Annotated in this window: 19 protein-coding genes and 1 pseudogene; 10 read left to right on the top strand and 10 right to left on the bottom strand. The window is 61.1% G+C overall.

Going from position 1 to position 24,135, the window contains the following annotated elements:
* The 3 genes from PQR67_RS11060 to PQR67_RS11050 all read right to left on the bottom strand — a co-directional run bounded on the left by PQR67_RS11060 (position 1) and on the right by PQR67_RS11050 (position 3,039).
* A complete protein-coding gene (locus PQR67_RS11060) occupies positions 1-1,563 on the bottom strand; it encodes a DUF4178 domain-containing protein (protein ID WP_408458238.1) in 1,563 nt (520 codons plus the stop codon).
* Between the two features lie 9 nt (positions 1,564-1,572).
* The gene (locus PQR67_RS11055; protein ID WP_408458235.1) at positions 1,573-2,589 is read right to left on the bottom strand and encodes an SPFH domain-containing protein; all 1,017 of its coding nucleotides are present in this window, start codon (positions 2,587-2,589) and stop codon (positions 1,573-1,575) included.
* Between the two features lie 63 nt (positions 2,590-2,652).
* Entirely contained in the window at positions 2,653-3,039 is a 387-nt protein-coding gene (locus PQR67_RS11050; protein WP_408458232.1) for a DUF350 domain-containing protein, read from the bottom strand.
* A gap of 127 nt (positions 3,040-3,166) precedes the next feature.
* On the opposite strand from PQR67_RS11050, the gene PQR67_RS11045 reads away from it, so the two are divergent.
* Positions 3,167-4,684, top strand: coding sequence for a polyamine aminopropyltransferase (locus tag PQR67_RS11045; protein WP_408458229.1), 1,518 nt, complete (start codon positions 3,167-3,169; stop codon positions 4,682-4,684).
* Positions 4,684-6,306: an FAD-dependent oxidoreductase gene (locus PQR67_RS11040; RefSeq protein WP_408458226.1), complete on the top strand. Its 1,623-nt coding sequence runs from the start codon at positions 4,684-4,686 to the stop codon at positions 6,304-6,306. The genes PQR67_RS11045 and PQR67_RS11040 overlap by 1 nt, the downstream gene beginning before the upstream one ends.
* 257 nt (positions 6,307-6,563) lie before the next feature.
* Here the strand turns inward: PQR67_RS11040 and PQR67_RS11035 are convergent, their stop codons facing one another.
* From PQR67_RS11035 to PQR67_RS11025, 3 genes are all read right to left on the bottom strand, one after another.
* Positions 6,564-7,025 carry a (2Fe-2S)-binding protein gene (locus tag PQR67_RS11035; RefSeq protein WP_408458223.1) on the bottom strand — a complete coding sequence of 154 codons (462 nt, stop codon included), beginning with the start codon at positions 7,023-7,025 and terminating at the stop codon, positions 6,564-6,566.
* A gap of 24 nt (positions 7,026-7,049) precedes the next feature.
* Complete coding sequence (locus tag PQR67_RS11030; protein WP_408458220.1) at positions 7,050-9,320, bottom strand: xanthine dehydrogenase family protein molybdopterin-binding subunit; 2,271 nt, start codon at positions 9,318-9,320, stop codon at positions 7,050-7,052.
* 281 nt (positions 9,321-9,601) lie between these two features.
* Positions 9,602-10,489, bottom strand: a complete 888-nt coding sequence (locus PQR67_RS11025) for a LysR family transcriptional regulator (protein WP_408458217.1) — start codon at positions 10,487-10,489, stop codon at positions 9,602-9,604.
* A gap of 100 nt (positions 10,490-10,589) precedes the next feature.
* On the opposite strand from PQR67_RS11025, the gene PQR67_RS11020 reads away from it, so the two are divergent.
* The 3 genes and pseudogenes from PQR67_RS11020 to PQR67_RS11010 all read left to right on the top strand — a co-directional run.
* On the top strand, positions 10,590-12,011 hold the full coding sequence (locus PQR67_RS11020) for an aldehyde dehydrogenase family protein (protein ID WP_408458214.1): 1,422 nt from the start codon (positions 10,590-10,592) through the stop codon (positions 12,009-12,011).
* Positions 12,012-12,272: 261 nt separating this feature from the next.
* Positions 12,273-12,608: a type II toxin-antitoxin system RelE/ParE family toxin gene (locus PQR67_RS11015; RefSeq protein WP_408458211.1), complete on the top strand. Its 336-nt coding sequence runs from the start codon at positions 12,273-12,275 to the stop codon at positions 12,606-12,608.
* Positions 12,605-12,880 (top strand): annotated as a pseudogene (locus PQR67_RS11010) (helix-turn-helix domain-containing protein); the annotation flags it as partial. The gene PQR67_RS11015 and the pseudogene PQR67_RS11010, both read left to right, overlap by 4 nt.
* Positions 12,881-13,138: 258 nt before the next feature.
* On the opposite strand, the gene PQR67_RS11005 reads toward PQR67_RS11010, so the two are convergent.
* The 4 genes from PQR67_RS11005 to xylA all read right to left on the bottom strand — a co-directional run bounded on the left by PQR67_RS11005 (position 13,139) and on the right by xylA (position 18,506).
* Positions 13,139-14,338 carry a sugar ABC transporter permease gene (locus PQR67_RS11005; protein WP_408458208.1) on the bottom strand — a complete coding sequence of 400 codons (1,200 nt, stop codon included), beginning with the start codon at positions 14,336-14,338 and terminating at the stop codon, positions 13,139-13,141.
* The gene (gene xylG / locus PQR67_RS11000) at positions 14,335-15,894 is read right to left on the bottom strand and encodes a D-xylose ABC transporter ATP-binding protein (protein ID WP_408458205.1); all 1,560 of its coding nucleotides are present in this window, start codon (positions 15,892-15,894) and stop codon (positions 14,335-14,337) included. The genes PQR67_RS11005 and xylG overlap by 4 nt, the downstream gene beginning before the upstream one ends.
* 88 nt (positions 15,895-15,982) lie before the next feature.
* On the bottom strand, positions 15,983-17,011 hold the full coding sequence (gene xylF, locus PQR67_RS10995; protein ID WP_408458202.1) for a D-xylose ABC transporter substrate-binding protein: 1,029 nt from the start codon (positions 17,009-17,011) through the stop codon (positions 15,983-15,985).
* A 172-nt stretch (positions 17,012-17,183) separates the two neighbouring features.
* Positions 17,184-18,506 carry a xylose isomerase gene (gene xylA, locus PQR67_RS10990; protein WP_408458199.1) on the bottom strand — a complete coding sequence of 441 codons (1,323 nt, stop codon included), beginning with the start codon at positions 18,504-18,506 and terminating at the stop codon, positions 17,184-17,186.
* 330 nt (positions 18,507-18,836) lie between these two features.
* Between xylA and PQR67_RS10985 the strand changes: the two genes are divergently transcribed.
* The 5 genes from PQR67_RS10985 to PQR67_RS10965 all read left to right on the top strand — a co-directional run bounded on the left by PQR67_RS10985 (position 18,837) and on the right by PQR67_RS10965 (position 24,030).
* On the top strand, positions 18,837-20,054 hold the full coding sequence (locus PQR67_RS10985; RefSeq protein ID WP_408458197.1) for a XylR family transcriptional regulator: 1,218 nt from the start codon (positions 18,837-18,839) through the stop codon (positions 20,052-20,054).
* Between the two features lie 33 nt (positions 20,055-20,087).
* A complete protein-coding gene (locus tag PQR67_RS10980; protein WP_408458195.1) occupies positions 20,088-21,173 on the top strand; it encodes an aldose epimerase family protein in 1,086 nt (361 codons plus the stop codon).
* A 173-nt stretch (positions 21,174-21,346) separates the two neighbouring features.
* Positions 21,347-21,658: a DUF4148 domain-containing protein gene (locus tag PQR67_RS10975; protein ID WP_408458193.1), complete on the top strand. Its 312-nt coding sequence runs from the start codon at positions 21,347-21,349 to the stop codon at positions 21,656-21,658.
* Positions 21,659-22,451: 793 nt separating this feature from the next.
* Complete coding sequence (locus PQR67_RS10970) at positions 22,452-23,528, top strand: polyamine ABC transporter substrate-binding protein (protein ID WP_408458290.1); 1,077 nt, start codon at positions 22,452-22,454, stop codon at positions 23,526-23,528.
* A gap of 139 nt (positions 23,529-23,667) precedes the next feature.
* Positions 23,668-24,030 carry a cupin domain-containing protein gene (locus tag PQR67_RS10965; protein ID WP_408458190.1) on the top strand — a complete coding sequence of 121 codons (363 nt, stop codon included), beginning with the start codon at positions 23,668-23,670 and terminating at the stop codon, positions 24,028-24,030.
* Positions 24,031-24,135: the final 105 nt, after the last annotated feature.

The following is a 24,135-nucleotide window of genomic DNA, read 5'->3' as shown; positions in this document are numbered from 1 at the left end:
TTACCTCGACGTGCTTCGTGACGCGCTCTTGCGCGACACGGCAGAATCTTCATGTACCGCGCGCCAGATCCACTCCGGCGCCCACAAGGCGACCATGCCGACGATCACCAGCACCGTCGAGCCGTCGAATTCGAACAGTTTGTTGAAGTTGATAAACGCCATCGCGACGGTGGCGATCCAGGGCCACGGGCCGAACGCGCCTTTCCTCGGCCCTTCGCTTATCCCCGTCACGTTGCCGCTCGCAGACCCGGCCGCACCGCGGCTGGCCGTCTCGACCGACAGGTCCGGCACGCCGAATCGTTCGGCCACCTTGCTATTGCTCAAAGGCTTTGCGTACGACCAGACGATTTCGTCGGCGGTGGTTTCGCGCGTCATCTTGAAGTCGCGCCACGCGAAATCGGTGATCGACGTCTTGTCGCCCACCTCAACTCGCCAGTTGAAAGCACCCGCCACATACACGACTTCCGCGTCGTAGCGCTCGCGTTCGCGGTAGGTCTTGCCGGCCTCGAGCACCTGGCCGTCCTGGCTGATCATCGGCCAGCGGTTCAGCACATCGACACGCTCCCAGTTGCCTTCGCTATGCACGAGCCAAAGAAAACCGCGTTCGAGGTTGTGAAGCAGATATTCATCCCAGTTTGATTCGGCGCCGGGCGTACGGCAGCGCATCAAACCGAGCACCGTGTATTTCGCGCCGTCAAACGTGGCGCTCGCGCCCAGCTGCAGCGCGGTTTCGATCGCCTCGACGCTGCGCTGCTTCGAAAACAGCGTGGCCTGTTCCGCGCTGCAATCGACACCCGCATGGCACGATCCGCAGATCACGTAGTTCGCCACGCCGGCCGGGCAATCAAGCGACGCCCCGCAACTCGGGCAGGCGAATGCAGCAAGCTCGCCCCGATAACGGCCGGCGGATTCGCGAATCTGCGCTTCGTCGCGCAGCCCCTGGCAGGCGAGCGCGGCCAACTCGACCGACTCGCCCTCATACACCACCGGTTTGCCAGACTGCTGGTCCGCATCGGAATAGTCGAGCGTGACGAACCTGTCTTCGTAGCGGAAATCCGCGACACGCGCCTGCCAGCCGTCACCGACGCGAAACGGCAACTCACCCTCGCCGCCAACGCACTGCGCCGTACGAATATCCGACGCGAGATAGCGCTTGCCGCTGAATTCGAACGGCACGCCCGGGCTCAGTGAATCGAATGACGGAAGAGCACTACCGTTACCGTCGAGATCCTTTTGCGTGGTGATCGCGTATTGCCCCGATGCATCGGAGAGCCACGCAAACGTGCCGTCGTCGAAAGCGGCGTACCACTCGGTCCAGTAACCCGCGTCGTAGCGTAGCTGGATGCGTCCTAGCAGCGTGAAAGTACGCGAAGCATGGAGGCCAGTGGCGCCGAGTTGCAGCGGCGAATAGTCCTCGAACACCGAGGCCATCTCGCCGATCCGTTCGACCGCTTCGCCGCGCTTGAGCAAGGTGCTGCGGCATGACTCGCACACGGCCATCACCGCCGCGGCGGAGCGGAATTCGAGCGGCGCGCCGCATTGTGGACACGAAGTACTGAACATCGAGCGTGTTTATTTCGTCAGCTTGGCGAGAATCTCGGCTTTCGCCTTTGCGTAGTCGTCTTCGGTGACGAGGCCCTTGTCCAGCAGCGTCTTGAGTTGCTGCAGGCGCTCCACATAATCGTTCGAGGGGGCTTGCGCGGGTTGTCCCGTCTGCCCTTGGGTCTGCGTCTGCGGATTGAGCGCGCCCGTCATTGCCTGACCGATCGCCGCGCCGGCCGCCATACCGGCACCCACACCGGCGATGCCGCCTGCGTTCTGCGCCGCCAAGGGGATGGATTGCGCGGCCTGGTACTGCGCGAACTTGTTCAGATCGCCGCTCATGCCGACGCTGATACGTGCATCGAGCGTCTTTTGCAGCGCCTCGGGCAGCGACACGCTTTGCACGGTGAACGAATCCAACGCAACGCCGTAGCGCGCGAATACCGGCGCGAGCGCCTGGCCAATGCGCTGCGACAGCAGTTCCTGATTCGCGGCCATATCGACGAACGGGACATCCGCCGTTCCGAACGCCACGCTCATTGCGGTCACGACCAGGTTGCGCAATTGCTGTTCGAGATCGTCGACGGTGTAGATCGCGCGCGTGCCGCTGATCTCACGATGAAACGACGGCACGTCGACCACGCGATACGAATAGATGCCGAATGCACGCACCTGCACAAGCCCGAATTCACGATCGCGGATCGTGACGGGCTGCGGGGTGCCCCAACGGCGGCCGAGCTGCAAACGCGTGCTGAAGAAGTACACGTCGGACTTGAACGGCGACTCGAACAGCTTGTCCCAATTGCGCAAGCTGGTCAGCACAGGCAACGTGCGGGTGCTCAAGGTGTAAAGCCCTGGACCGAATACATCGGCAATCCGCCCTTCGTTGACGAACAGCGCCATTTGCGATTCGCGTACCGTGAGTTGACCACCGTACTGGATTTCCTGGTCTTCCATCGGATAACGCCAGGCTAATACGCCGTCGCGCTCTTCCGTCCATTGCAGAACGTCGACGAATTGCTTGCGAATAAATGATCCGAGACTCATTTTGCACTCCTCGCGCGAGGCGCCCGCTTACAAGGCAATTGTGTGAATTGGGTTGAACGGAAATCAGGTCAGACAGGCCGCGTTGATAATCCCGACAACCAGCGACGCGCTGCCCATCAGCCCGCCCATAGCAGTATTGCGCGTTTCGATCGCGTGGTTCATGCCGGGCAAAAGCCGGGTAAGCAAAGCGTAAGTAGCGACCTGCACGATCATCGCGCCGAATGCCCAGATCAGCACCAGCAGCAGCGTGGAATTGTGCGCGATGCTCGAGGCCAGCGTCAGGCAGAAACCGACCAGCGCGCCGGCGAAGGAAAGGAGTGCCGCGATATTGCCTTCGCGTATCAAAGCCAGTTCGTCGAACGGCGTGACCTTGAGGTAAACTGCCGCGAATCCGAGGATCAGCGCAAAAGCCGACAGTAAATGAATCCCATAAGAAAAGGCGTCACCCATTTATTCCCCCGGATTTTGCATGCCGCGCATGCCGTTTCTACCGGCCTTGATTATGCCGGCAGCGCCGATCGACGGCTCGCAGAAATCGCCGCCAGTATATCCAGATCGGACCGGGGTGCCCAGCACGATGAATAAACATAATCGCACGCTGATTCTCTCCGTACTGGTGCTGGCCTCATGCGGATTGGGTTACGAACTGATCAGCAGCACGCTGTCGAGTTATTTGCTGGGCGACTCGGTGTTGCAGTTCTCGTCGGTCATCGGCTGTTATCTGTTTGCGATGGGCGTCGGTTCCTGGCTAGCCAAATTCATCGACGATGACGACGTGCTCGATCGCTTCGTCGATATCGAATTGCTGGTGGGTTTGCTCGGCGGTCTGTCGGCGGCCATGCTGTTCGGTGTGTTCGCGTGGCTCTCGGCGCCGTTTCGCGCGGCGCTCTATGCGGTGGTGCTGGTGCTCGGCGCCTTGATCGGCATGGAGATTCCGCTCGTGATGCGCGCGTTCCAGCAGCGCCGCCAGGCGTTTCGCCATACCGTCAGCGATGTCCTGAGCTTCGACTACCTCGGCTCGCTCGCGGTCTCGCTGCTGTTCCCCCTCGTGCTCGCGCCACGTCTCGGCCTGCTGCGCACCGGCTTTCTGTTCGGCATTCTCAACGCGCTGGTCGCGTTGTGGACCACGCACACGTTCCGCGCCGAAATCAGCAATGTGCCGTCCAAGCTGGCCCGTGCCGCGCTCGTGATCAGCCTGCTCGCGGCAGGCTTCGTGCTCTCGGAGCGTCTCACCCATTGGGCCGAACACGGTCTTTATGGCGACGAGACGATCTTCTCCGAAACCACGCCGTACCAGCGCATCGTGCTCACGCAATGGCACGACGACATGCGCCTGTACCTGAACGGCAATCTGCAATTCTCGTCGCGCGACGAGCATCGCTATCACGAGGCATTGATTCATCCGACGCTCGAAGCGCTGCCGTGGGCCAAACATGTGCTGGTGCTTGGCGGCGGCGACGGTCTTGCCGTGCGTGAAATTCTCAAGCATCGCAACATCGAAAGCGTGACGCTGGTCGATCTCGATCCGGCGATGACCACCCTGTTTTCGAATTCCGCGCCGCTCGTCAAACTCAATCAAGGCTCGCTCAAAGATCCCCGCGTACATGTGATCAACGACGACGCCGTGCGCTGGCTCGAATCGAATGCCGAGGTATTCGACGCCATCGTGGTCGATTTCCCCGATCCGACCAACTTCGGTTTGGGCCGTTTGTATTCGGTGCCGGTGTACCGGATGCTCTCGCGGCATCTCTCGGAAAACGGCTATGCCGTGATTCAGTCGACCTCGCCATATTTCGCGCCGCACGCGTACTGGACCATCGTCGATACCTTGCGCGAAGCGGGCTTCAATACGTGGCCGTATCACTGCTATGTGCCTTCGTTCGGCGACTGGGGGTTTGTGATCGCGGGCAAGCGGCGCGATTACACGATCCCAACGCACTATTCGGTGCCCACGCGCTGGCTCGACGCGCAAACCGCCGTCGAGATGTTTCACTTCCCCGCCGATATGCCGGCCTTGCCGATGGCGCCGAACCAGTTGAACGACCAGCCGCTCGTCCGCCTTTTCGACGAGGACTGGAAGCACGTGCTGCGCTGATGGATCGCCGCACTTTTCTGCTCGCCGGCGCGGCGGCTTCGCTTGCCGGCTGCGGCCGCACCGGCTGGATCGAGACGACGCCGGTGATCGACAGCCCAGGCATGCGCGAAGGCCACGCGCTGCGCGACCATCGCAGCTTGCCGGCGCCCTCGGGCACGATCGAAACCGATATCGCGATTCTGGGCGCGGGCGCCGCGGGCTTGTCGTGCGCGTGGCAACTCGCGCGTGCGGGGCACAAAGATTTCGTCGTACTGGCCGGACCGGAGTTCGGCGGCAATGCGGCGGGCGGCCAGTATGGCGATCTCGGCTATCCGAAAGGCGCGCACTACCTGCCTTTGCCCTCGATGGAGTCGACGCACCTGCGCGATATGCTCGCCGACCTCGGCGTGATTGAAGCCGATCCGTTTACAGCGCGACCGGTGTTCGATGAACGCGTGCTTGTGCATGCGCCTGACGAGCGCCTGCTGATCGACGGCCAGTGGCAGGACGGTCTCGTGCCCACCCTCGGCATCAACCAGGCAGAACTCGCCCAGCAGCAGCGTTTTTTCGCTTATACCGACTCGTTGCGCACGGCGTTCGGCGAGGACGGCCGCAAAGTGTTCTGCATTCCGCTCGCGCAGTCGTCGCAAGATGCGCGGTGGCGAGCGCTTGACAAGCGCTCGTTCAGGCAATGGCTGCTCGACGAGGGTTATACCGCGCCGTCGCTGCACTGGTATCTGAACTACGCCTGCCGCGACGATTTCGGCGCGGGTTACGAACGTGTCTCCGCATGGGCCGGCTTGCATTACTTTTCGGCGCGCGGCGGCCATGCGCGCAACGCGGAGGATGGCGCGGTGCTGACCTGGCCGGACGGCCTGCACAGCATGGTGACCCGGCTGAGCGCGTCCATCGGCAAGCGAGTGGGCGAGCACGCATGGTCGCTGCCCGGCTTCGCTGCCCGTGTCGACGAGAAAGCCGGCGGCGTCGAGGTGCTATGTGTTCGTATCGACAGCAACAACGTGCCCACCACCTTCGTGCTGAAAGCGCGCCGCGCGGTCTGCGCCATGCCGCTCTTCGTCGCGCAGCACGTGATGCCGCAATCGCTGCACGCCTACGGTTTCGACGCCGCACGCGATCTGCCGCCGCGCGCGCCGTGGCTGGTGTCCAACTTCCTGATGGACGGCATGCCGCGCGAAGCGCAAGGCGTGCCGCTCGCGTGGGACAACGTCGTTTATCGTGGCGACGGTCTCGGCTACGTGGTCTCGACGCATCAATTGATCCGCTTGTCGCCGCCGCAGCGCTCGGTGTTCTCGGCTTACCAGGCACTGAACCTCGATGCGCCCGACGACACACGCCGCTGGCTCGCCGCCGCGCATCCCGACGACCTGCGTGCCCAGGCAGCGATCGACCTGGTGCCGGCCTATGGCCGCGATCTGTGGCGCCATGCCGCCGCGCTGGAAATCACCGTACGCGGTCACGCCATGGCCACGCCCGACGTGGGCTTCCTGAGCCGCCCCGGCCTGCTCGCCTTACGCGACGCCCCGGGCCCGATTCTGTTCGCCCATGCCGATCTGTCGGGGATGTCGCTGTTCGAGGAAGCGTCCTATTGGGGCGTGTTGGCAGCGAACCGGGCAATCGCCTGAGGATTGCGCCTCGCCATATCCGGGTAAATCGCTATTTTTGATAAGCTTTCTTTTACCTTTCAATTGAGGTTAAATACAAGCCTTCAACTACTCGTTACGGGGCACGTATGTCGAACTTCATGCAAGGCGCAGCCACGTTGGGCGGCTGCATTGGCGTTTTCACGGTAGTAGTGGCGGTCGTGGAGATGCTGGCGAACTGAGCCCGCCGGGCTCGTGACCGGCTCACCCAGGCGTTCCTGTCTGCGGTAATGCCGGCCTTAAGCGGACCGCCGTTTTGCAGCCGCCTGGTGAATCGCCGCCCTTACCCTCGGATACGTGCCGCAACGGCACACGATGTTGGACATCGCCGCGTCGATGTCCGCATCGGTGGGATGCGGTTTCTGTTTGAGCAGCGCGCAGGCCGCCATCAGTTGCGCGCTCTGGCAATAACCGCACTGCACCACATCGAGATCGATCCATGCCGCTTTTAGCGCCTGCGCTTCGGCGCCCTGCACGCCTTCGATCGTCGTGATCTTCTGCAAGTGCAAGCTCGACATCGGCGTCTGGCAGGCAAGGCCCGCCTTGCCGTCCAGGTGAATCGTGCACGCGCCGCAAATGCCCACCCCGCAACCGAACTTGGTGCCGGTCATGCCGAGGTCGCAGCGCAGCACCCACAGAAGCGGCATGTCCGGTTCAGCCTGCACAGCGACCGCCCGGCCGTTGATGTTTAGTGATCCCATGTTTTCTCCGTCAATCTGAGCGTTTTACGCAACCCTCAACGGCAGCGCGCGCAGGCGCTGGCCGGTCAGCGCGAATACCGCGTTGGCCACCGCCGGTGCAACCGGCGGCACGGCCGGTTCGCCGACGCCCTGCGGGTGCATCTGGCTTGGCATGATGTCGACTTCGATCACCGGACAGTCGTTCATCCGCACGACAGGGAAATCGACGAAGTTCTTCTGCGCCACCTGCCCGCCGACGATAGTGATTTCGTCCTGCAACGCAGCCGAGAGGCCGAATACGATGCCGCCCTCCATCTGTTGACGAATCAGGTTTGGATTCACCGGCAGTCCACAATCGATCACGCAGACCACCCGATGCACGCGAATCTGCCTGTTCGCCCCGACCGATACTTCCGCCACCTGCGCGACGACGCTCCCGAACGCTTCGTGCAGCGCGACGCCGCGCGCCCGCTTTGTGCCATCGGCGGCATGCGTCAAGGGATGTCCCCAATCCGATAAGGCTGCAACGCGCCTTAGCACCGCCAGATGGCGCGGATGCTGCGCGAGCAGCGATGCGCGAAACGCGATCGGGTCCTGACCTGCGGCCAAGGCGAGTTCATCGGTAAAACCCTCGGTGAAAAACGCCTGATGCGAATGGCCGACCGAGCGCCAGAATCCAATCGGGACCGGTAATTCAACGATCTTGTGCGCCACGCGCGCGGCGGGCCATTCGTAGGGCTGATCGAATCCGCCCTCGCACGTGGTCTTGTCGATCGGAATGCGCGGCACACCGTAGTAACGCGCGAGCGCTTCCGGCACGATCGCCTGACTCGCTGAAGTGGCATGCCACGCAACGAGCTTGCCGTCTTTGTCGAGACCGGCCTTGAGTCGCGACACGCACGCCGGACGATAGAAATCATGGGTGAAATCCTGCGCACGCGACCAGATTGTTTGTACGGGGCGGCCACCGCCTTCGCGCGCAATCGCCGCGGCTTGAGCGATGAAATCGAGTTCGAGACGGCGCCCGAAAGCCCCGCCGAGCAGTTGCGTTTGCACGTCGACCTTGTCGGCGTCGATGTCCAGCGCTTTCGCGACGTGCTGCCGCGCGAGCGCCGGCATTTGCGTGGAAACCCAAACGGTGGCCGCGCCATCCGCAACCTGCACCGTGCAACTCACCGGTTCGACCGCGCCATGCGCGAGATACGGTGCGTGGTACTCGGCGCTGATCGTGCGCGCCGCGCCGCTCAACGCGGCGTCGACGTCGCCACGGTGGTAGTAGGTGTGGCCGTCGCTGTCATCGAGCGCTTGCGCGAGCTGGGTGTCCACGTTTGCGCTCGACAGATTGGCTGCAGCGCCGTCATTCCACACCACGTTGATAGCGCTGACCGCGTTCATCGCGCGGAACGGGTTATCGGCGATCACCGCGACGCCGCCGCTGCCACCCGCGTAGGGCTCCAGCGAAAAGGCCTTGATAAAGCCGGGCATGGTCCTGGCAGGCGAGGCGTCGAAATGCGCCACCGTGCCGCCTAAAGTGGGACACATCACCACGCTTGCGTAGATAAGACCGTCTGGCAGCGCGTCAATGCCGAAGCGCGCCGTGCCGTTGATTTTCGACGCGGCTTCGATACGCCGCATCGGTTTGCCGATCAATTTGAACTCGGCGGGATCTTTCAGCGCGACCTTGCGTGGCAACGGTTGCTGCGCGGCCATCGTGGACAGTTCGCCGAAGCTCGCCTTGTGGCCCGCTGCGTGCAGTACGTAGCCGCCTTCCGTACGGCATTCGCCGGGTGCCACTTTCCATTGCGCAGCCGCCGCGCCGATCAGCATTGCGCGCGCCGAGGCGCCGGCTTCGCGCATCGGCGTCCATAGATCGTTCATGCTCGATGAACCGCCTGTCATCATCGTGCCGGCGTCGCGCACCAGCTTGCGAGTCATCCAGACCGTGGCGCGCTTCACGGTGCTGTCGTCGTCCGGGCGAAACGGTAGGTCGTCGACGATGTTCTGCACGCTGTTGTAGATCCTGTCGATCGGCGAGTTCTCCACTTGAACCTGCGACCAGTCGGCATCGAGTTCTTCGGCCAGCAGCATCGCAAGGCCAGTGTGGATACCCTGGCCCATTTCCGCTTTGCACACCATGATCGTCACGGTGTTGTCCGCGGCGATCTTGACCCAGCCGTTGAGCGCGACCTGGTTGCCTTCAGCGGGCAAAGGCGTGGTGGGCGTCAGACGCTGCCCCGGCGACAGCACCGACCAGCCGACCAGCAGCACACCGAGCGCGCCGGCGCCGCCTAGCAGGAAGGTTCTGCGCTTTAACATCGTATGGCTCGATCGGCTTGCACGGTGGCGGGGACGCTGTGAAAGCGCGGGCTGGCGCGGGAGTTTGTTTCGCCGGAACAGTAGTAAGACGGAAGAGTGGGTGGGGGACTGAAAGCCAAGAGGTTTCAGCCGAGTTGCACAGTGCAGGCAGAGGCGCTTCGAGGAAAGGGCGGATGCGAGCCGTGTGTCAGTTCATTAAATGTTATTCGTCGCGTGGTGGCACGCTGCAGCGCAACTGGCTTGAACGGCGGAAAAATGCGAGACGTGGCGGATTTTTGCTTTCACCCGCCCTCCCGAATCACCTCAATCAATGCCCGCAGTCCCGCCGGCACATGACGTCGTCCAGGATAGTAAAGACATAACCCGTCGAACGCCGGCGTCCAATCTTCCAGCACACGCTGCAACGTGCCCGCTTCCAGATCCGCCGCCACGTTCCATTCGCTCATATACGCCAACCCGAAGCCCTCGCGCGCCGCCTCCATGATGAGCAACGGCTCATCGAGCGTCAGCATGCCCTGCACATCCACGCTGAAAGTCTCGCCGCGCCGCTCGAACTCCCAGTGATAAATACGCCCGCTCGGCATGCGCATCCGGATGCAACGATGCGCACGCAGATCGTCCGGCATGCGCGGCTTCGGATGTTCGGCGAAATAGGCGGGACTCCCAACGACTGCAAAACGCTGCGGCCGGTTGAACGGCACAGCGATCATGTCCTGCGGCACAATCTCAGCCAACCGAATACCGGCATCAAAGCCCTCTACCACGATGTCGATCATGCGCCCCTCGGTGACGAGATCCAGCTTCATCTCCGGATAACGCCGAAGGTATTCCAGCAGCAAGGGCATCACCTGGCGCGCCGCGCCCGTCGATGTGTTGATGCGCAGCGTGCCCGCAGGCGTGTCGCGAAAGCTGCCGGCCTGCTCGATGGCCACACGGATGGTCGACAACGCCGGCGCCACACTGTCGACGAATTGCGCGCCCGCTTCGGACAACGAGACGCTACGTGTGGTCCGATTGAAGAGGCGCACGCCGATGCGTGCCTCCAACGCCGCAATGGCATGGCTCAGCGCCGATGTCGACACGCCAAGTTCCGTGGCCGCTGTGCGAAAGCTGCGATGGCGCGCCACCGCAAGCACGCCCTCCAGTTCGCTCAAACCAGGCGTCTTCATTATCCCATCCTGCTCAACGAATCATCCTTGATTATATGGCTAGTCGGCTTAATCCATTGAGCCTATCTTTGAGGCAACAACTTTCTGGGTAGGAGCTTTCATGCAGCAAATCGACAAGGTTTATATCGACGGCGCGTTCGTCACCCCGCACGGCGAGGAGTGGTTCGATCTCCACGACCCGGCTAAGGAAACGGTGATCGGCAAGGTGCGTCTGGCCGACGCGGAAGACGCTCGCCGCGCGATCGCAGCCGCGAAACGCGCCTTCCCGGCGTTTTCCCGCACCAGCAAGGAGGAGCGGATCGCGCTGCTCGGACGCATGCACGTCGCGGTTCAGGCGAGAGAAGACGAGTTGTTTGAAGCGATCGTCGAGGAATACGGTGCGCCGGTGTCACGCGCGCGCTGGATGGCGAAGCACCCTGCGGACGTGCTGGCGGAAGTCATCAAGGTCTTGCAGACCTATGATTTCACCCGCCGCGCCGGCACGGCCGACGTCATCATGCAACCGCTCGGCGTCGCCGGACTGATTACGCCGTGGAATAGCAATGGCGGCTTTATCTGCGGGAAGCTGGCCGCGGCGATTGCGGCGGGCTGCACGGCCGTCATCAAGCCGAGTGAAATGAGCGCGCTCCAGACACGCATCATCACCGAGGCGCTGCACGAGGCCGGCTTGCCCGCGGGCGTGTTCAATATCGTTACCGGCCGGGGCGACACCGTGGGGGCGGAAATCAGCGCGCATCCGGACGTGGCGAAGATTTCCTTCACCGGATCGACGGCAGTCGGCAAGACGATTCTGCGCACGGGCGCGGAGACATTGAAACGCGTCACGTTAGAGTTGGGTGGCAAATCGCCGACGGTCATACTCGACGACGCCGATTTCGCGCAAGCGGTGCCGTTGGCGCTCCAGGCAGGGTTCATGAACAGCGGTCAGGCGTGCATCGCCGGTACGCGGATTCTTGTGCCGCAGAGCCGCCTTGCGGAATTCGAAGAGAAGGTGCGCGTTGAAGTCGCTCGCACGCAAGCCGGTGATCCGCGCGATCCAGCTACGCAAATCGGCCCGATGGTCAGCCGCAAACAGTGGGAGCGTGTGCAGCGCTACATCGGCATCGGCATCGAAGAAGGCGCGCGCCTGATTGCTGGTGGCGAGGGCCGGCCGGAGGGCGTGGAGCGCGGCTGGTTCGTGCGCCCGACCGTATTTAGCGGCGTCAGCAACGACATGACCATTGCCCGCGAGGAGATTTTTGGGCCGGTGCTGTCGATCATTGCGTATCGCGACATCGAGGAAGCGATTGCAATCGCCAATGACACGAGCTACGGGCTGCAAGCCTACGTGCTCTCAGCCGATGCGGCGCGGGCTCGCGCAGTCGCCACTCGCATCGACGCAGGACGCGTACTGATCAACACGTTGGCACACGAACCGGCCGCACCGTTCGGCGGCTTCAAGCAATCGGGTATCGGGCGTGAATACGGCACGTTCGGGCTGGAAGCATTCATGGAGCCCAAGTCGTTACTCGGCGTGAACTGAAAACAGCGCCTGGTTGATTGACGGGCGCATCTGATCGCTCAGCCGGCGGCGCGTCAGCATTTGCACGACGCACCGCCGGATGCCGCCTTCACCGCCGATTCGACCCCGACACGACATCGATCCACACGGCCAGCACGAGAATGCTGATCGACCGCAAATGGCGTCCATCTGTGCCCCTCATGACTCGCGCGTTCGGGATATAAACAACGGCTTCCCGGGTTAGCCGATTTCCCGTTCATACAAATTTTTGTATAACCATCAATGATCGATGGAAAACCATTGAGGTTCTGCGGCAATGCATTGGACGACTTGCGCGAATTCCCACTCCCGGCTCGGCGTGACGCCGGCCATCAACTCGATCAAGTCCAGCGTGGCCGTGATCCGGACGATTGGAAGCCAGTCAACACGATAGGCCAAGGAGTACGGGAAATCCGAATTCGAGACGCGGACGGCGCATTCCGGATCATTTACCCGGCCAAGTTCGCCGACGCGGTTTATGTTCTTCATTGTTTTCAGAAAAAGACGCAGAAGACCCGCAAAACTGATCTTGATCTGGCGACCAGGCGCTATCGCGAATTGAACGAGGTTAAGCCATGAGCAATCAAACATTTTCGAGCGTCTGGGATGCCATAGAGGACACGCCGGAACAAGCGCAGAACATGAAGCTCCGGTCAGTCCTGATGATGGCGCTCAAGGACCATATCAAACGTGCCGGAATGAGCCAGGCAGAAGCCGCAAAGCATTTTTGCGTTACCCAGCCACGCGTGTCCGATCTCATGCGTGGCAAGATCAACCTGTTCGCGCTTGATGCACTCGTCAATATGGCGGCAGCGGCGAACATGCGCATCGAGATGCGTGTCTCGGATGCGCCGGCTAAACGCACTAACAGCAGCAGCGCCAAAACAGCCGCGCGCAAGAAGCCAGCAACGCCGGCAAAAAAACCGGTTGCGGCAAAGAAACCCGCTACCAAGGCGCCGGTGCGGCGCAGCAAGGGCGCCACCGTTGCCGACGCGCGCGCCCTCTGATCGGCAACTCAGTCGCGGCAATACCCGATAATTCACGTAATTTCCGCCGAAGTGGCACGGCGGCGCGTCAGCATTTGCATGGCGCACCGCCGGATGCCTCCTTCACCGCCGATTCGACCCCGACACCACATCGATCCACACGGCCAGCACGAGAATGCTGCCCTTCACGATCATCTGCCAATACGCGTCGACGTCGAGCATCGACATGCCGTTATCCAGACTCGCCATCACCAGCGCGCCGATCAATGCACCGTAGACCGTTCCGGAACCGCCGCGCATCGACGTCCCGCCGATAAAGCACGCGGCGATCGCATCGAGTTCGCCCATCGATCCCGCCGACGGGGAGCCGGCCGCGAGCCGCGCCGTATTGACGATGCCGGCGAACGCGCACATCAGTCCCATCAGCGCGAAGATGGCCAGCTTCACACGGTTCGTATTCACGCCTGAGAGCCGCGTCGCTTCCAGGTTGGAACCCACCGCATAGATGCGTCGCCCGAACACGGTCTGCGTCGCGATCCACGTGAAAATACCCAGCAGCGCGAGCAGCAGCAGAACCGGCACGGGAATCCCGCCATAACGATCGAGCGTGGCGACAAACGCCGCCAGAATCACGCCCGCGCCGACCACCTTTACGACGTCTTGCCAGATCGGCACCACGCGTAACTTATAGCGCTGGTGGTTACTGCGTTGCCGCACCGTCAAAAAGGCCAGCACAACAAACAGCACGACGGCAAGCGTATCGCCCACAAGACGTGGCAGATACCCCTGACCAATGAATACGAAATTGTCCGAGACCGGCGCAATGGTCGAACCGCCCGTAACGCCGAGCAGAATGCCGCGATACGCGAGCATGCCGCCGAGCCCGACAATAAACGAAGGCACACGCCGGTACGTCGACCACCATCCGTTGAACATGCCGACAAGCACGCCAAGCAGCATCACCACCGGTACGGTGACCCCGATCGGCCAGTGCCGGTTCACATCGAGAATTGCCGCGACACCGCCGAGCAGACCCAGCAACGAGCCGACCGACAGATCGATCTCACCCGCGATGATCACGAACACCATGCCGCACGCGAGCATGCCGGTAATCGACATCTGCCGCAGCAGATTCGACAGATTGCGCGGCGTCACAAACGCGCCGTGCGTCAGAAAGGAAAAGAACATCCAGATCACGGCCACAGCGATCAGCAACGCGAGAATCTTGTAGCGTGCGAACAGTTGCTGGATGCGCTGCGTGCCGCCGAACGCGCCTCGCGGTGCGGCGCCTTCTGCGGATTGGGAAGTGACGTCGGGAGTCATGCGGCACTCGCTGCGGTTGGGTTCGTGGATCGCTGTACAGGACGGATCGCGGCGCTGAGAATGTCCTCTTGCGTGAGGCCGTCGTTGACGAAATCGCCGCGCAATTCGCCTTCGCCAATCACCAGCACGCGATCGCTGATGCCGAGCACTTCGGGCAATTCGGACGACACCATCACGATCGACATGCCGCGCTGTGCCAGTTGAAAAATCAGTTTGTAGATTTCGTATTTCGCGCCGACGTCGACGCCCCGCGTCGGTTCGTCGAGAATCAGCACCTTCGGGTCGGTCAACAGCATGCGCGTCAGTACAGCCTTCTGCTGGTTGCCGCCCGATAGACTCGCGATCGAAAGCATAGGATGCGCCGCGCGCACTGAGAGCCGCTTCATCTCCGTATGAATCGTATCGAGTTCGGCGGCGGAATCGATTCGCCCCCCCTTCGCGAAGCGTTGCAACACGGCAAGCGTAATGTTGTGGCCGACACTCAGTCCCGGCACGATGCCGTGGCGCTTGCGATCTTCCGGCACCATGCCGATGCCGGCGCGAATCGCATCGACAGGCGCGCGAATCTTCAATGGCTTGCCTTCCATCATCACGCTCGCCTCGCACACACCCGGATACGCGCCGAAGATCGCCTGCATCAGCTCGGTACGCCCCGCGCCGACCAGGCCGGCAACGCCGAGGATCTCACCGCGCCGCAGCGCAAATGACACATCGCTCACACGCTTGCGCCGCGGATTGGTGACATCGAAACAGGTCACGTGGCGAGCTTCGAAGATCACGTCGCCGATCGGATGGGGTTCACGCGGAAACAGGTTCTTGATCTCCCGGCCCACCATCAACGAGATGATGCGGTCGGTGGTCAATGCGTGCATTGGCTCGGTCGCGACATGGCGGCCGTCGCGAATCACGCTGATCGTGTCGCACACGGCCGCGACTTCGTCGAGCTTGTGCGAGATATACACGCAGGCAACGCCGCGCCGCTTCAGATCGCGCACGATATCCAGCAGGATGCTTATCTCTGTGGCAGTCAGCGACGACGACGGTTCATCGAGAATCAACAGTTTCGCGCGCTTGTTCAGCGCCTTTGCGATTTCGATCAGTTGCTGATGGCCGCCGCCGTAATTCATCACGGGTTGCGCGGAGTTGATTCCGCGGATACCGAGTTCGCGCAGCAATTCATCGGCACGCTGATACATGGCCGCGTAATTCATTCTGCCGCCGGGCAACGTGATCTCGTTGCCGAGAAAGATATTCTCCGCAACCGAAAGTTCCGGCACCAGCATCAACTCCTGGTGGATGATGATGATGCCCGCACGTTCCGTGTCCCTGATGCTCGTGGCTTTCAGCGGCTCGCCTTCCCAGACTATTTCGCCATCCCAGGTTCCGTGGGGATAGACGCCGGAGAGCACTTTCATCAGCGTCGATTTGCCTGCGCCGTTTTCGCCGCACAAGCCCACACACTCGCCCGGCGCCACCGTCAGGTCGATGCCATCGAGCGCCTTCACGCCGGAAAATGCTTTGACGATGCCACGCATCGTCAGTAATGGTTCACTCATTCGCTATGCCTCGCTGCAGGGCGCGTGATCGTGCCGATGTGCCTGGCGCATACCAGGTACATCGGCTTGAACTACGCACACGTTACGCTCATTGGCTCGCGAGCTGGGCCTGGGTATAGAAGCCGTCCTTGATGACCACGTCAACATTGCTCTTGGTGAGCAACGTGGGTTGCAGAAGCACCGTGTCGACCTTCTTCTTGCCGTTGTCGTACTGTGCATTAAAGTCCGGCTTCTCGCCCTTCGCAAGCGCGACCGAGAGTTTCGCCGCTTCACTTGCGATCAGCTTTAGCGGTTTGTACACGGTCATGGTCTGCGTGCCGGCAATGACGCGTTTCACCGCCGCAAGATCGGCATCCTGACCCGAAACCGGCACCTTGCCCGCCATGTGCTGTGCAGCAAGCGCCTGAATTGCGCCGCCCGCTGTGCCGTCGTTCGAGGCGACGATCGCATCGATCTTGTTGTTGTTCGCCGTGAGCGCATCTTCAACGATACGCAGCGCCGTCGACGCGCTCCACTCCGGCACCCACTGCTGACCGACGATCTTGATATCGCCCTTATCGATCGCGGGCTTCAACACTTTGAGCTGACCTTCGCGCAACATCTTCGCGTTGTTGTCGGTCGGTGCGCCACCGAGCAGGAAGTAGTTGCCCTTCGGCTGCGCGTTGTAGACACCTTGCGCCTGGAGTTCGCCGACCTTCTCGTTATCGAACGAGATATAGGCGTCCACATCGGCGTCGAGGATCAGGCGGTCATACGAAACGACCTTGATGCCCGCTTTCCTGGCCTCTGCGACCACATTGCCGAGCGTCTTCGAATTGAACGGCACGATGACAATCACGTCCACGCCGCGCGAAATCAGGTTTTCGATTTGTGAAATCTGCCGTTCTTCGCTTGCATCGGCGGATTGAACCGATACTTTGGCCCCGAGTTTTTCTGCTGCGGCAACGAAATAGTCTCGATCGCGCGACCAGCGCTCGACACGCAGATCGTCGATACAGAAGCCAATTTCAGGGTGATCCTTGCTTGCATGCGCGAGCGGCGCGGCAAGCGACAGGCTGGCGAGTACCGCTCCACACACAAGCGAACTCAGTACGGTACGGCGCGTTGCGAATTTCATGTCTCACTCCTGTTCTGATAGCCCGAATACCGGATTGGACGGTCTGTGCTGCGAGCCACAGAGCCGGACAAGCGACAACCGAAAGCGTCTTTTATTCGCGCAGTCAACGTGGCCGCGCGTTTCTTATGTTTTACTGCGTGCCCTGTTTCAGGCGTTACTTCGCGACTACCTTTTAGCGCTTGCTGTAAATCGCCTGATTCACAACGTTTTCCAACTGCTCCTGCCGACCGCTCACATGATGCGGATTCAAACCACGTGTCAGCGCATCCGTGGCCAGCGTCGAAAGCGAATAGTCGCCCTTGAGAATCTTGCGGCCGAATTCCGACTCCCAGCCTGCGTAACGCTGACGCTTAAACTCTTCGAGCCGGTCGTTCTCGATCAACGTCGCGGCACGCTCGACGGCGAGCGCCAGGTTATCGATCGCACCGACATGGCCGAAGAACAGATCTTCCGGATCGACGCTCTGCCGCCGTACCTTTGCGTCGAAGTTCATCCCGCCGCTGGTGAAACCGCCGTGCTTGAGAATTTCGTAGAAGGCCAGCGTCAGTTCCTCGACGCTATTCGGAAACTGGTCCGTATCCCAGCCGTTCTGCGGATCGCCGCGATTCGCGTCGACGCTGCCGAAAATCCCGAGCGCATAAGCAGTGGCGATCTCGTGATGAAACGAGTGGCCGGCAAGCGTCGCGTGATTGGCCTCGATGTTCACGCGAATCTCTTTCTCCAGGCCGTATTGCAGCAGGAAGCCGTGTACGGTCGCCACGTCGTAGTCGAATTGATGCTTGGTCGGTTCCTGCGGCTTCGGCTCGATCAGCAATGCGCCTTTGAAGCCGATCTTGTGCTTATGTTCGACCACCATGTGCAGGAAACGGGCAAGCTGATCGCGTTCACGTACGAGATCGGTATTGAGCAGCGTGTCGTAGCCCTCGCGGCCGCCCCACAACACATAGTTTTCACCGCCGAGCCGTTGCGTCGCGTCGAGCGCGTGTCGAACCTGCGTGGCGGCGAACGCGAAAATCTCCGGATCGGGACTGGTCGCGGCACCCGCCGCGTAACGCGGATGTGAGAACAGATTCGCTGTGCCCCATAGCAGTTTGATGCCGCTATCCTGCTGCTTGCGAGCGAGATAGTCGGCGATGCGCGTGAAGTTCTCGCTATAGGTTTTCAGACTGTCGCCTTCCGGCGCGACGTCGGTATCGTGAAACGTGTAGTACGGCGTGCCAAGCTTCGAGAAAAACTCGAATGCGGCGTCGGCCTTCTGCTGCGCCCGTTCCATTGCGTCGCCAGCTTGCTGCCATGGACGCCGGAACGTCCCCTGCCCGAAGATATCGACGCCTGGCCATACGAACGTATGCCAGTAGCACACGGCGATCCGCAGATGTTCTTCGAGTGTCTTGCCGAGTACGCGCTTGCTCTTATCGTAATGGCGATACGCAAGCGGGTTATCCGATTGCGGGCCTTCGTAGCGAATCGCGGGAATATGTTCGAAGTAGGACATCAGCGTCTCCATTTTTATGCTGCACTGCAACCCGTGCGGCATCGCCGCGCCGGTTGACAAGGTGACGCCATGCTGCCGCTTGCCAGATGCATCGGCAATTGCGAAATTGCGCAGCGAGCTTAATGTTTCTTAGTGCCCACGCGTTTGTTTCACACCGGCGCGAGCTTCGCGGCCTAGAATAACCAGACGCTTAAAAACGGTGCCGCCTTCGGCGTGCATCCAACCGCAACCATCTTGCATGGGACCAGAGTAAGGCGCTAAAGCGCCAACTCTGGCCGACAGGAGACGAAGGCGCAGCGAGTCCCGCCGATCCGCACGCCGCCCCTTGCCATGACCCGTCCGCAAACACCACAGACGACCCATCGGATTGCGCTGCTGTTCAACGCGAACAAGGTCTACGACCGCGAGATCATCACCGGAATCGGCAATTACCTGCTGTCGACCCGCGTGGCGTGGGATCTCTTTCTCGAAGAGGATTTCCGCTGCCGGCTGACGGGTATCGAGCGTTTCGATGGCGACGGCATCATTGCGGATTTCGACGATCCCGCAGTGGGCGAGGCCCTGCGCGATTGCCCGTTGCCGGTGGTGGCGGTGGGTTCATCGTTTGAAGATTCGGCACACTACCCTCCGGACTTACCCTATATCGCAACCGACAACGCCAAGCTCGTGTCGCTCGCCTACACGCATCTGATTGGCGCGGGTCTCGAACATTTCGCGTTGTATAGCCTTCCCCAGGCGCAGGAAAATCGCTGGGCGCAGCAGCGTGAGTTGGCGTTTGCTCACCTGCGCAGCGCGGACGGTCACAGCGCCGGGCAGATCGGCACCGAGATTTATCGCGGCCTGTCGACCAGCGCGCCGTCGTGGAATCAGGCAACCGAGCAGCTCACCGCGTGGCTGAGCCAGTTGCCGAAGCCGGTCGGCATCATCGCCGTCACCGACGCCCGCGCGCGGCATTTGCTGCAGGCCTGTTTGATCGCGGGTATTCCCGTGCCTGAAGAAGTGGCGATCATCGGTATCGACAACGATCCGCTTACGCGTACGTTGACGCGCATTCCGCTTTCCTCCGTGATTCAGGGCACCGAAGAAATGGGGCGAACCGCCGCTCACCTGCTGCATCAAATGCTGCACGGCGCGCGTTTTCCGGGGCGGCGCATTCTCGTGCCACCGGTCGGCATCAATGTGCTCGAATCGACTAAACACCAGCCGCTCGCGAGTCCGTATGTGATGCGCGCGCGGCACTTCATCCGCCAGTACGCCTGCCAGGGCATTCGTACCGAGCAGGTTGCGGATTATGTGGGCGTGTCGAGATCGTCGCTCGAAGAGTACTTCCGGCGCGAACGGCAGTGCACCGTGCATCAGGAAATCTTGCGTCACAAGCTCGATGTCGCCAAGGCACTGCTTGCCAGGCGCGATGCGTCGAGCGCTGAGGTGGCGATCCGTTGCGGCTTCACTTCCCTGCAATACATGTACGCGGTATTTCGCCGCGAACTCGGCTGCACGCCACGCGAATACCAGGAACGGGCGAATTCGACGACAGCGCCCGGTTGAGCATGCCCTCCATTTTTTATCTGTACCGATCACATGATCAGCATTGCACCTCTTTCTTCTGAGCCATGGGGCACGCTGCCCGGCGGCGATCCCGTGCGGCTCTTCACGCTGCGCAATGCGCACGGCATGAAAGTGGCCGTCAGCGACCTGGGCGCGACGCTGGTCTCCTGGCATGCGCCAGACCGCGCAGGCCGGCTCGGCGACATCCTGCTCGGCCACGACACACCCGCTGAATACGTTGCGGCAACCACTTACATGGGCGGACTGATCGGCCGGTGGGCGAACCGCATTGCCGATGCACGCTTCACGCTCGACGGTATCGACTACACGCTCGATCGCAATGAAGGGGCGAATCTGCTGCATGGCGGCGCGCAGGGTTTTCATCGCGCAGTGTGGGACGTGAGCGAAGATCACGGCGCGCTGGTCATGCGCCTTGAATCACCTGAAGGCGACGCCGGTTTTCCGGGCAACGTCACAGTGCAGGTGCGTTACACGCTCGACGACGACGGCAGCTTGACGATCGCCTATGAAGCCATGACGGACGCAGCGACGCCACTCAATCTGACGAGCCATCCCTACTTCAACCTGACGGGCCGGCGCGGCGCCGATATTCGCGGCCACGTGCTCTCGATCGACGCCGACCGGTTCTTCGAAGTCGACGCATCGATGATCCCTTGCGAGCTCGCGGAAGTAGCGGGCAATGCGTTCGACTTCCGTCAAAGCGCGCCAATCGGCGCGCGGCTCGATTGGCCGCATGCGCAGCTAGCGAGGGCCGGTGGCTTCGATCACTGCTACGTGCTGCATGGCACACCCGAGGCCACAGTGGCTGGAGGCGAGCGGCCGGTACGGCAGGCCGCCTGCGCCTATGACCCCGGTAGCGGACGCGAGTTGACCGTTTCGACCGATCAACGCGGTTTGCAGTTCTACACCGGCAATTCGCTAAACGGCGACATAGGACGCGGTGGCATCGCCTACCAGCCGCACGCCGGCCTGTGTCTGGAAGCCGGCGGCTTCCCTAACGAAGTCAATATGACCGCGCAGGAACAGGTTATCGTGCGACCCGGCAGTGCCTACCGGCAGACGACCACGTATCGCGTGGGCGTACGTTCTGGACTCTGAAGCAATTCTCCCTGTCTCACGAAACGCATTACATAACGCCGACTTATCATTTGCAGCAAGACTGAATTACCCGTTTAGGGGTTTGCCCTGGAGCACCCGCTTCCTAGAATCGTTCATAGGCCGTCGAACTCACGTTGCGGCGCCGGACAAAACAATTCTCGGAGGGACGCATCATGAAATCGCTGATCAAGGCAATCGCACTGGCCGTTGTTATCACCGCCCCGGTGGCGTCGTTCGCGCAGTCGGAGCAACCGCTGACCCGCGCTGAGGTCAAGGCGCAATTGATCCAGATTGAACAGGCCGGCTACAACCCCGCCGCTTCGGGTGACTCTACCTACCCGGGGGATATTCAGGCAGCCGAAGCACGCGTAGCCGCACAACATGACACCACCGGCTACGGCTCCTCTGCAAACGGCTCGTCGCAAACCGGCACGACCGCACCCGCTGCGCCCGCAACTCAGCCGGCGCCGATGGACGGTCAGTAAACAGCCAGCGCTATCCGCCGCTGCATCGTTCGATGCGAGCCGTGCCTGTTCAAGCGCGTGCTCGCATGAATGCGTTCCACCGCGCATGACTATGACAGCGCGGTGTCAGAAAATCCTTTGACGAAAATAATGGCTCATATATCCTAGGGCGGCAGTCTGGTGGTTCTCGTCGTGCGGTCGAACTGCATCAACGAGGACTTCTATTCAACATCGCTTCGGGTTCCATCGTGAAAGTCCGTGGTCCATTGGTGAGATACCAGCCTGGTCGGGAAAGAACTTTCCTGTCTGGCTGTTCGATCGCTCATCAGGGGAGCAACTGCGCTTCGCCATCCCGCCCCCTGTCCATCGATACCGTATTGTCGCGGCGCTCCGTCCGCCGGCACAACGTCATTGCAGCCCCCGCAGCCATCGGGGTGCGAACTGACGAAATCGCGTCGCTTCTGCCCTAGCCCCCTTCTCTTTTCGCGAGCAAGTGTTGCATGCGATCAGGCCGCTTATTGAGCGGTCGAATGCCTGCAATGTGTTTGTCCGTCCCGCTTCGCAAGTTGCCTTGCTAGCGTTGGCCGGTTCATAGCGCTCGTCCGTCTACGTTCCATTTAGCTCTGCTGTGCGCTTGCGCCGCGGCAGGCGGCGTCACGCCCCGGTCTCATCCGCATTCGTGCGGGACATACGGGCGTGCGGGTCGTCACGCTCGTGCATCTGCGCCTGCGCCGCGGCGAAAACTGAAGACCGCAATCCAGGAGAAAGTTGAATGAAGATTCGTCATGCCAAGCTTGTCTCGTTCACCGGCACGATGCTGTGCTCGCTGACCGCTCTATCCCCCATGAATGCTGCATGCGCAGCGGACACGACGATCAATGTCTACAACTGGTCGGACTACATCGCCAAAGACACGATTCCCGGCTTCGAAAAGCAATCCGGTATCACCGTGAAGTACGACAGCTACGACAGCGACGACACACTGCAGGCAAAACTGCTGGCAGGCAGCTCCGGCTATGACATCGTTGTGCCTACATCGAGTTATATGGCGCGCCAGATTGAAGCCGGCGTGTATCAGAAGATCGACAAATCGAAGATGCCGAATCTCGCGAACCTCGATCCCAGCTTGATGAAGCTGATTGCGGATGCGGATCCCGGCAATCAATACGGCGTGCCGTGGGCGTGGGGCACCGACGGTATCGGCTATAACGTTCAGGCCGTGAAAAAAGCACTCGGCGCCGACGCGCCGATTGACAACTGGTCGCTGTTATTCGACCCGGCGAATCTCTCGAAGCTGAAAAGCTGCGGCGTGTCTTTCCTCGACGCGGCCGCCGATGTTTTCCCAGCCGTGCTTCAGTACATGCATAAGGACCCGAACAGCACCAATCCCGGCGACTACCAGGCCGCGTATGAAGTGCTGAAGAAAGTGCGGCCGTATATCACGCAGTTCAATTCATCCGGCTACATCAACGATCTGGCGAACAACGATATCTGTGTGGCGCTCGGTTATTCGGGCGATGTGGGAATTGCACGGCGACGGTCAGCGGAAGCGAAGCGTTCGTATGAGGTGCGGTTTTCGAACATCAAGGACGCGGGTCTGCTCTGGATGGACGTGATGGTGATTCCGAAAGACGCTCCGCATCCGGAAGCGGCGATGAAGTGGATGAACTACATCGAAGATCCGAAAGTGAGCGCGGCGATTACTAACGAAGTGTTCTATCCGACGGCGAATCGGGCGGCAAGGCAGTTTGTGACGCCGGCGATCGAGCAGGACGCGAACGTGTATCCGCCCGAGGCCGTGCTGAACAAGATGACGTTGATGCGGCCGCAGCCTGCGCCGATCATGCGGCTCGAGAACCGGCTGTGGGCGCAGTTGAAGTCGGGGAGTTGAAGAGGGGTTGTTGTGTTGTGCTTTGGTGATGTTGAGTGACGTTAGGTGACTGCTTTCGCAGCGTGGCGCATGCAGTGGGTGTGTGCGTCACGTCCTTTTTGAAGCTTTGATTTTTAACTCTGTTTGCATTCGAGACATTATGAGCATTTTGAACATCGTAGATTTTTCGCAGCCTGCCAAGGAAAGCGTCGAGTACATGCCGAAGACGGAAGCGGTGCTTGCCGGCGATCCGTTGCAAGCGGTTCACACGCATTTTTCCAGTCCGTGTGGGCAACTCGTGGCCGGGGTTTGGGAAGGCGCTTGCGGTCAATGGACGGTGAACTTCACCGAGAGTGAGTATTGCGAGATTCTTGAGGGCGTGTCCGTGATTCGGGATGCGGATGGAACAGCGAAGACTGTCCGGGCTGGGGACCGGTTCTTGATTCCGGCGGGGTTTAAGGGAACGTGGGAGGTTCTTGAGCCGTGCAAGAAGATTTTTGTTTCAGTGGAATTTAAGGGGTAGGTCGTGGTGTCGGTAGTGTCGTGCGTTTCCGATTTCGACGAACTGCCAATCGCGGCTGCTGCCTGCTGGAAGCAGGCTGCGATTGGCAATCTCATGACTGACGGA

Source organism: Paraburkholderia fungorum, from assembly GCF_046026025.1.
Classification (GTDB): Bacteria; Pseudomonadota; Gammaproteobacteria; order Burkholderiales; family Burkholderiaceae; genus Paraburkholderia; species Paraburkholderia fungorum_E.
This window is presented reverse-complemented; position numbering and strand designations above follow the sequence as displayed.

Bases quoted from the DNA above. Each gene is read 5' to 3' on its own strand.
- PQR67_RS11060 (WP_408458238.1), bottom strand. From the start codon at position 1,563: ATGTTCAGTACTTCGTGTCCACAATGCGGCGCGCCGCTCGAATTCCGC.
- PQR67_RS11055 (WP_408458235.1), bottom strand. From the start codon at position 2,589: ATGAGTCTCGGATCATTTATTCGCAAGCAATTCGTCGACGTTCTGCAA.
- PQR67_RS11050 (WP_408458232.1), bottom strand. From the start codon at position 3,039: ATGGGTGACGCCTTTTCTTATGGGATTCATTTACTGTCGGCTTTTGCG.
- PQR67_RS11045 (WP_408458229.1), top strand. From the start codon at position 3,167: ATGAATAAACATAATCGCACGCTGATTCTCTCCGTACTGGTGCTGGCC.
- PQR67_RS11040 (WP_408458226.1), top strand. From the start codon at position 4,684: ATGGATCGCCGCACTTTTCTGCTCGCCGGCGCGGCGGCTTCGCTTGCC.
- PQR67_RS11035 (WP_408458223.1), bottom strand. From the start codon at position 7,025: ATGGGATCACTAAACATCAACGGCCGGGCGGTCGCTGTGCAGGCTGAA.
- PQR67_RS11030 (WP_408458220.1), bottom strand. From the start codon at position 9,320: ATGTTAAAGCGCAGAACCTTCCTGCTAGGCGGCGCCGGCGCGCTCGGT.
- PQR67_RS11025 (WP_408458217.1), bottom strand. From the start codon at position 10,489: ATGAAGACGCCTGGTTTGAGCGAACTGGAGGGCGTGCTTGCGGTGGCG.
- PQR67_RS11020 (WP_408458214.1), top strand. From the start codon at position 10,590: ATGCAGCAAATCGACAAGGTTTATATCGACGGCGCGTTCGTCACCCCG.
- PQR67_RS11015 (WP_408458211.1), top strand. From the start codon at position 12,273: ATGATCGATGGAAAACCATTGAGGTTCTGCGGCAATGCATTGGACGAC.
- PQR67_RS11005 (WP_408458208.1), bottom strand. From the start codon at position 14,338: ATGACTCCCGACGTCACTTCCCAATCCGCAGAAGGCGCCGCACCGCGA.
- xylG (WP_408458205.1), bottom strand. From the start codon at position 15,894: ATGAGTGAACCATTACTGACGATGCGTGGCATCGTCAAAGCATTTTCC.
- xylF (WP_408458202.1), bottom strand. From the start codon at position 17,011: ATGAAATTCGCAACGCGCCGTACCGTACTGAGTTCGCTTGTGTGTGGA.
- xylA (WP_408458199.1), bottom strand. From the start codon at position 18,506: ATGTCCTACTTCGAACATATTCCCGCGATTCGCTACGAAGGCCCGCAA.
- PQR67_RS10985 (WP_408458197.1), top strand. From the start codon at position 18,837: ATGACCCGTCCGCAAACACCACAGACGACCCATCGGATTGCGCTGCTG.
- PQR67_RS10980 (WP_408458195.1), top strand. From the start codon at position 20,088: ATGATCAGCATTGCACCTCTTTCTTCTGAGCCATGGGGCACGCTGCCC.
- PQR67_RS10975 (WP_408458193.1), top strand. From the start codon at position 21,347: ATGAAATCGCTGATCAAGGCAATCGCACTGGCCGTTGTTATCACCGCC.
- PQR67_RS10970 (WP_408458290.1), top strand. From the start codon at position 22,452: ATGCTGTGCTCGCTGACCGCTCTATCCCCCATGAATGCTGCATGCGCA.
- PQR67_RS10965 (WP_408458190.1), top strand. From the start codon at position 23,668: ATGAGCATTTTGAACATCGTAGATTTTTCGCAGCCTGCCAAGGAAAGC.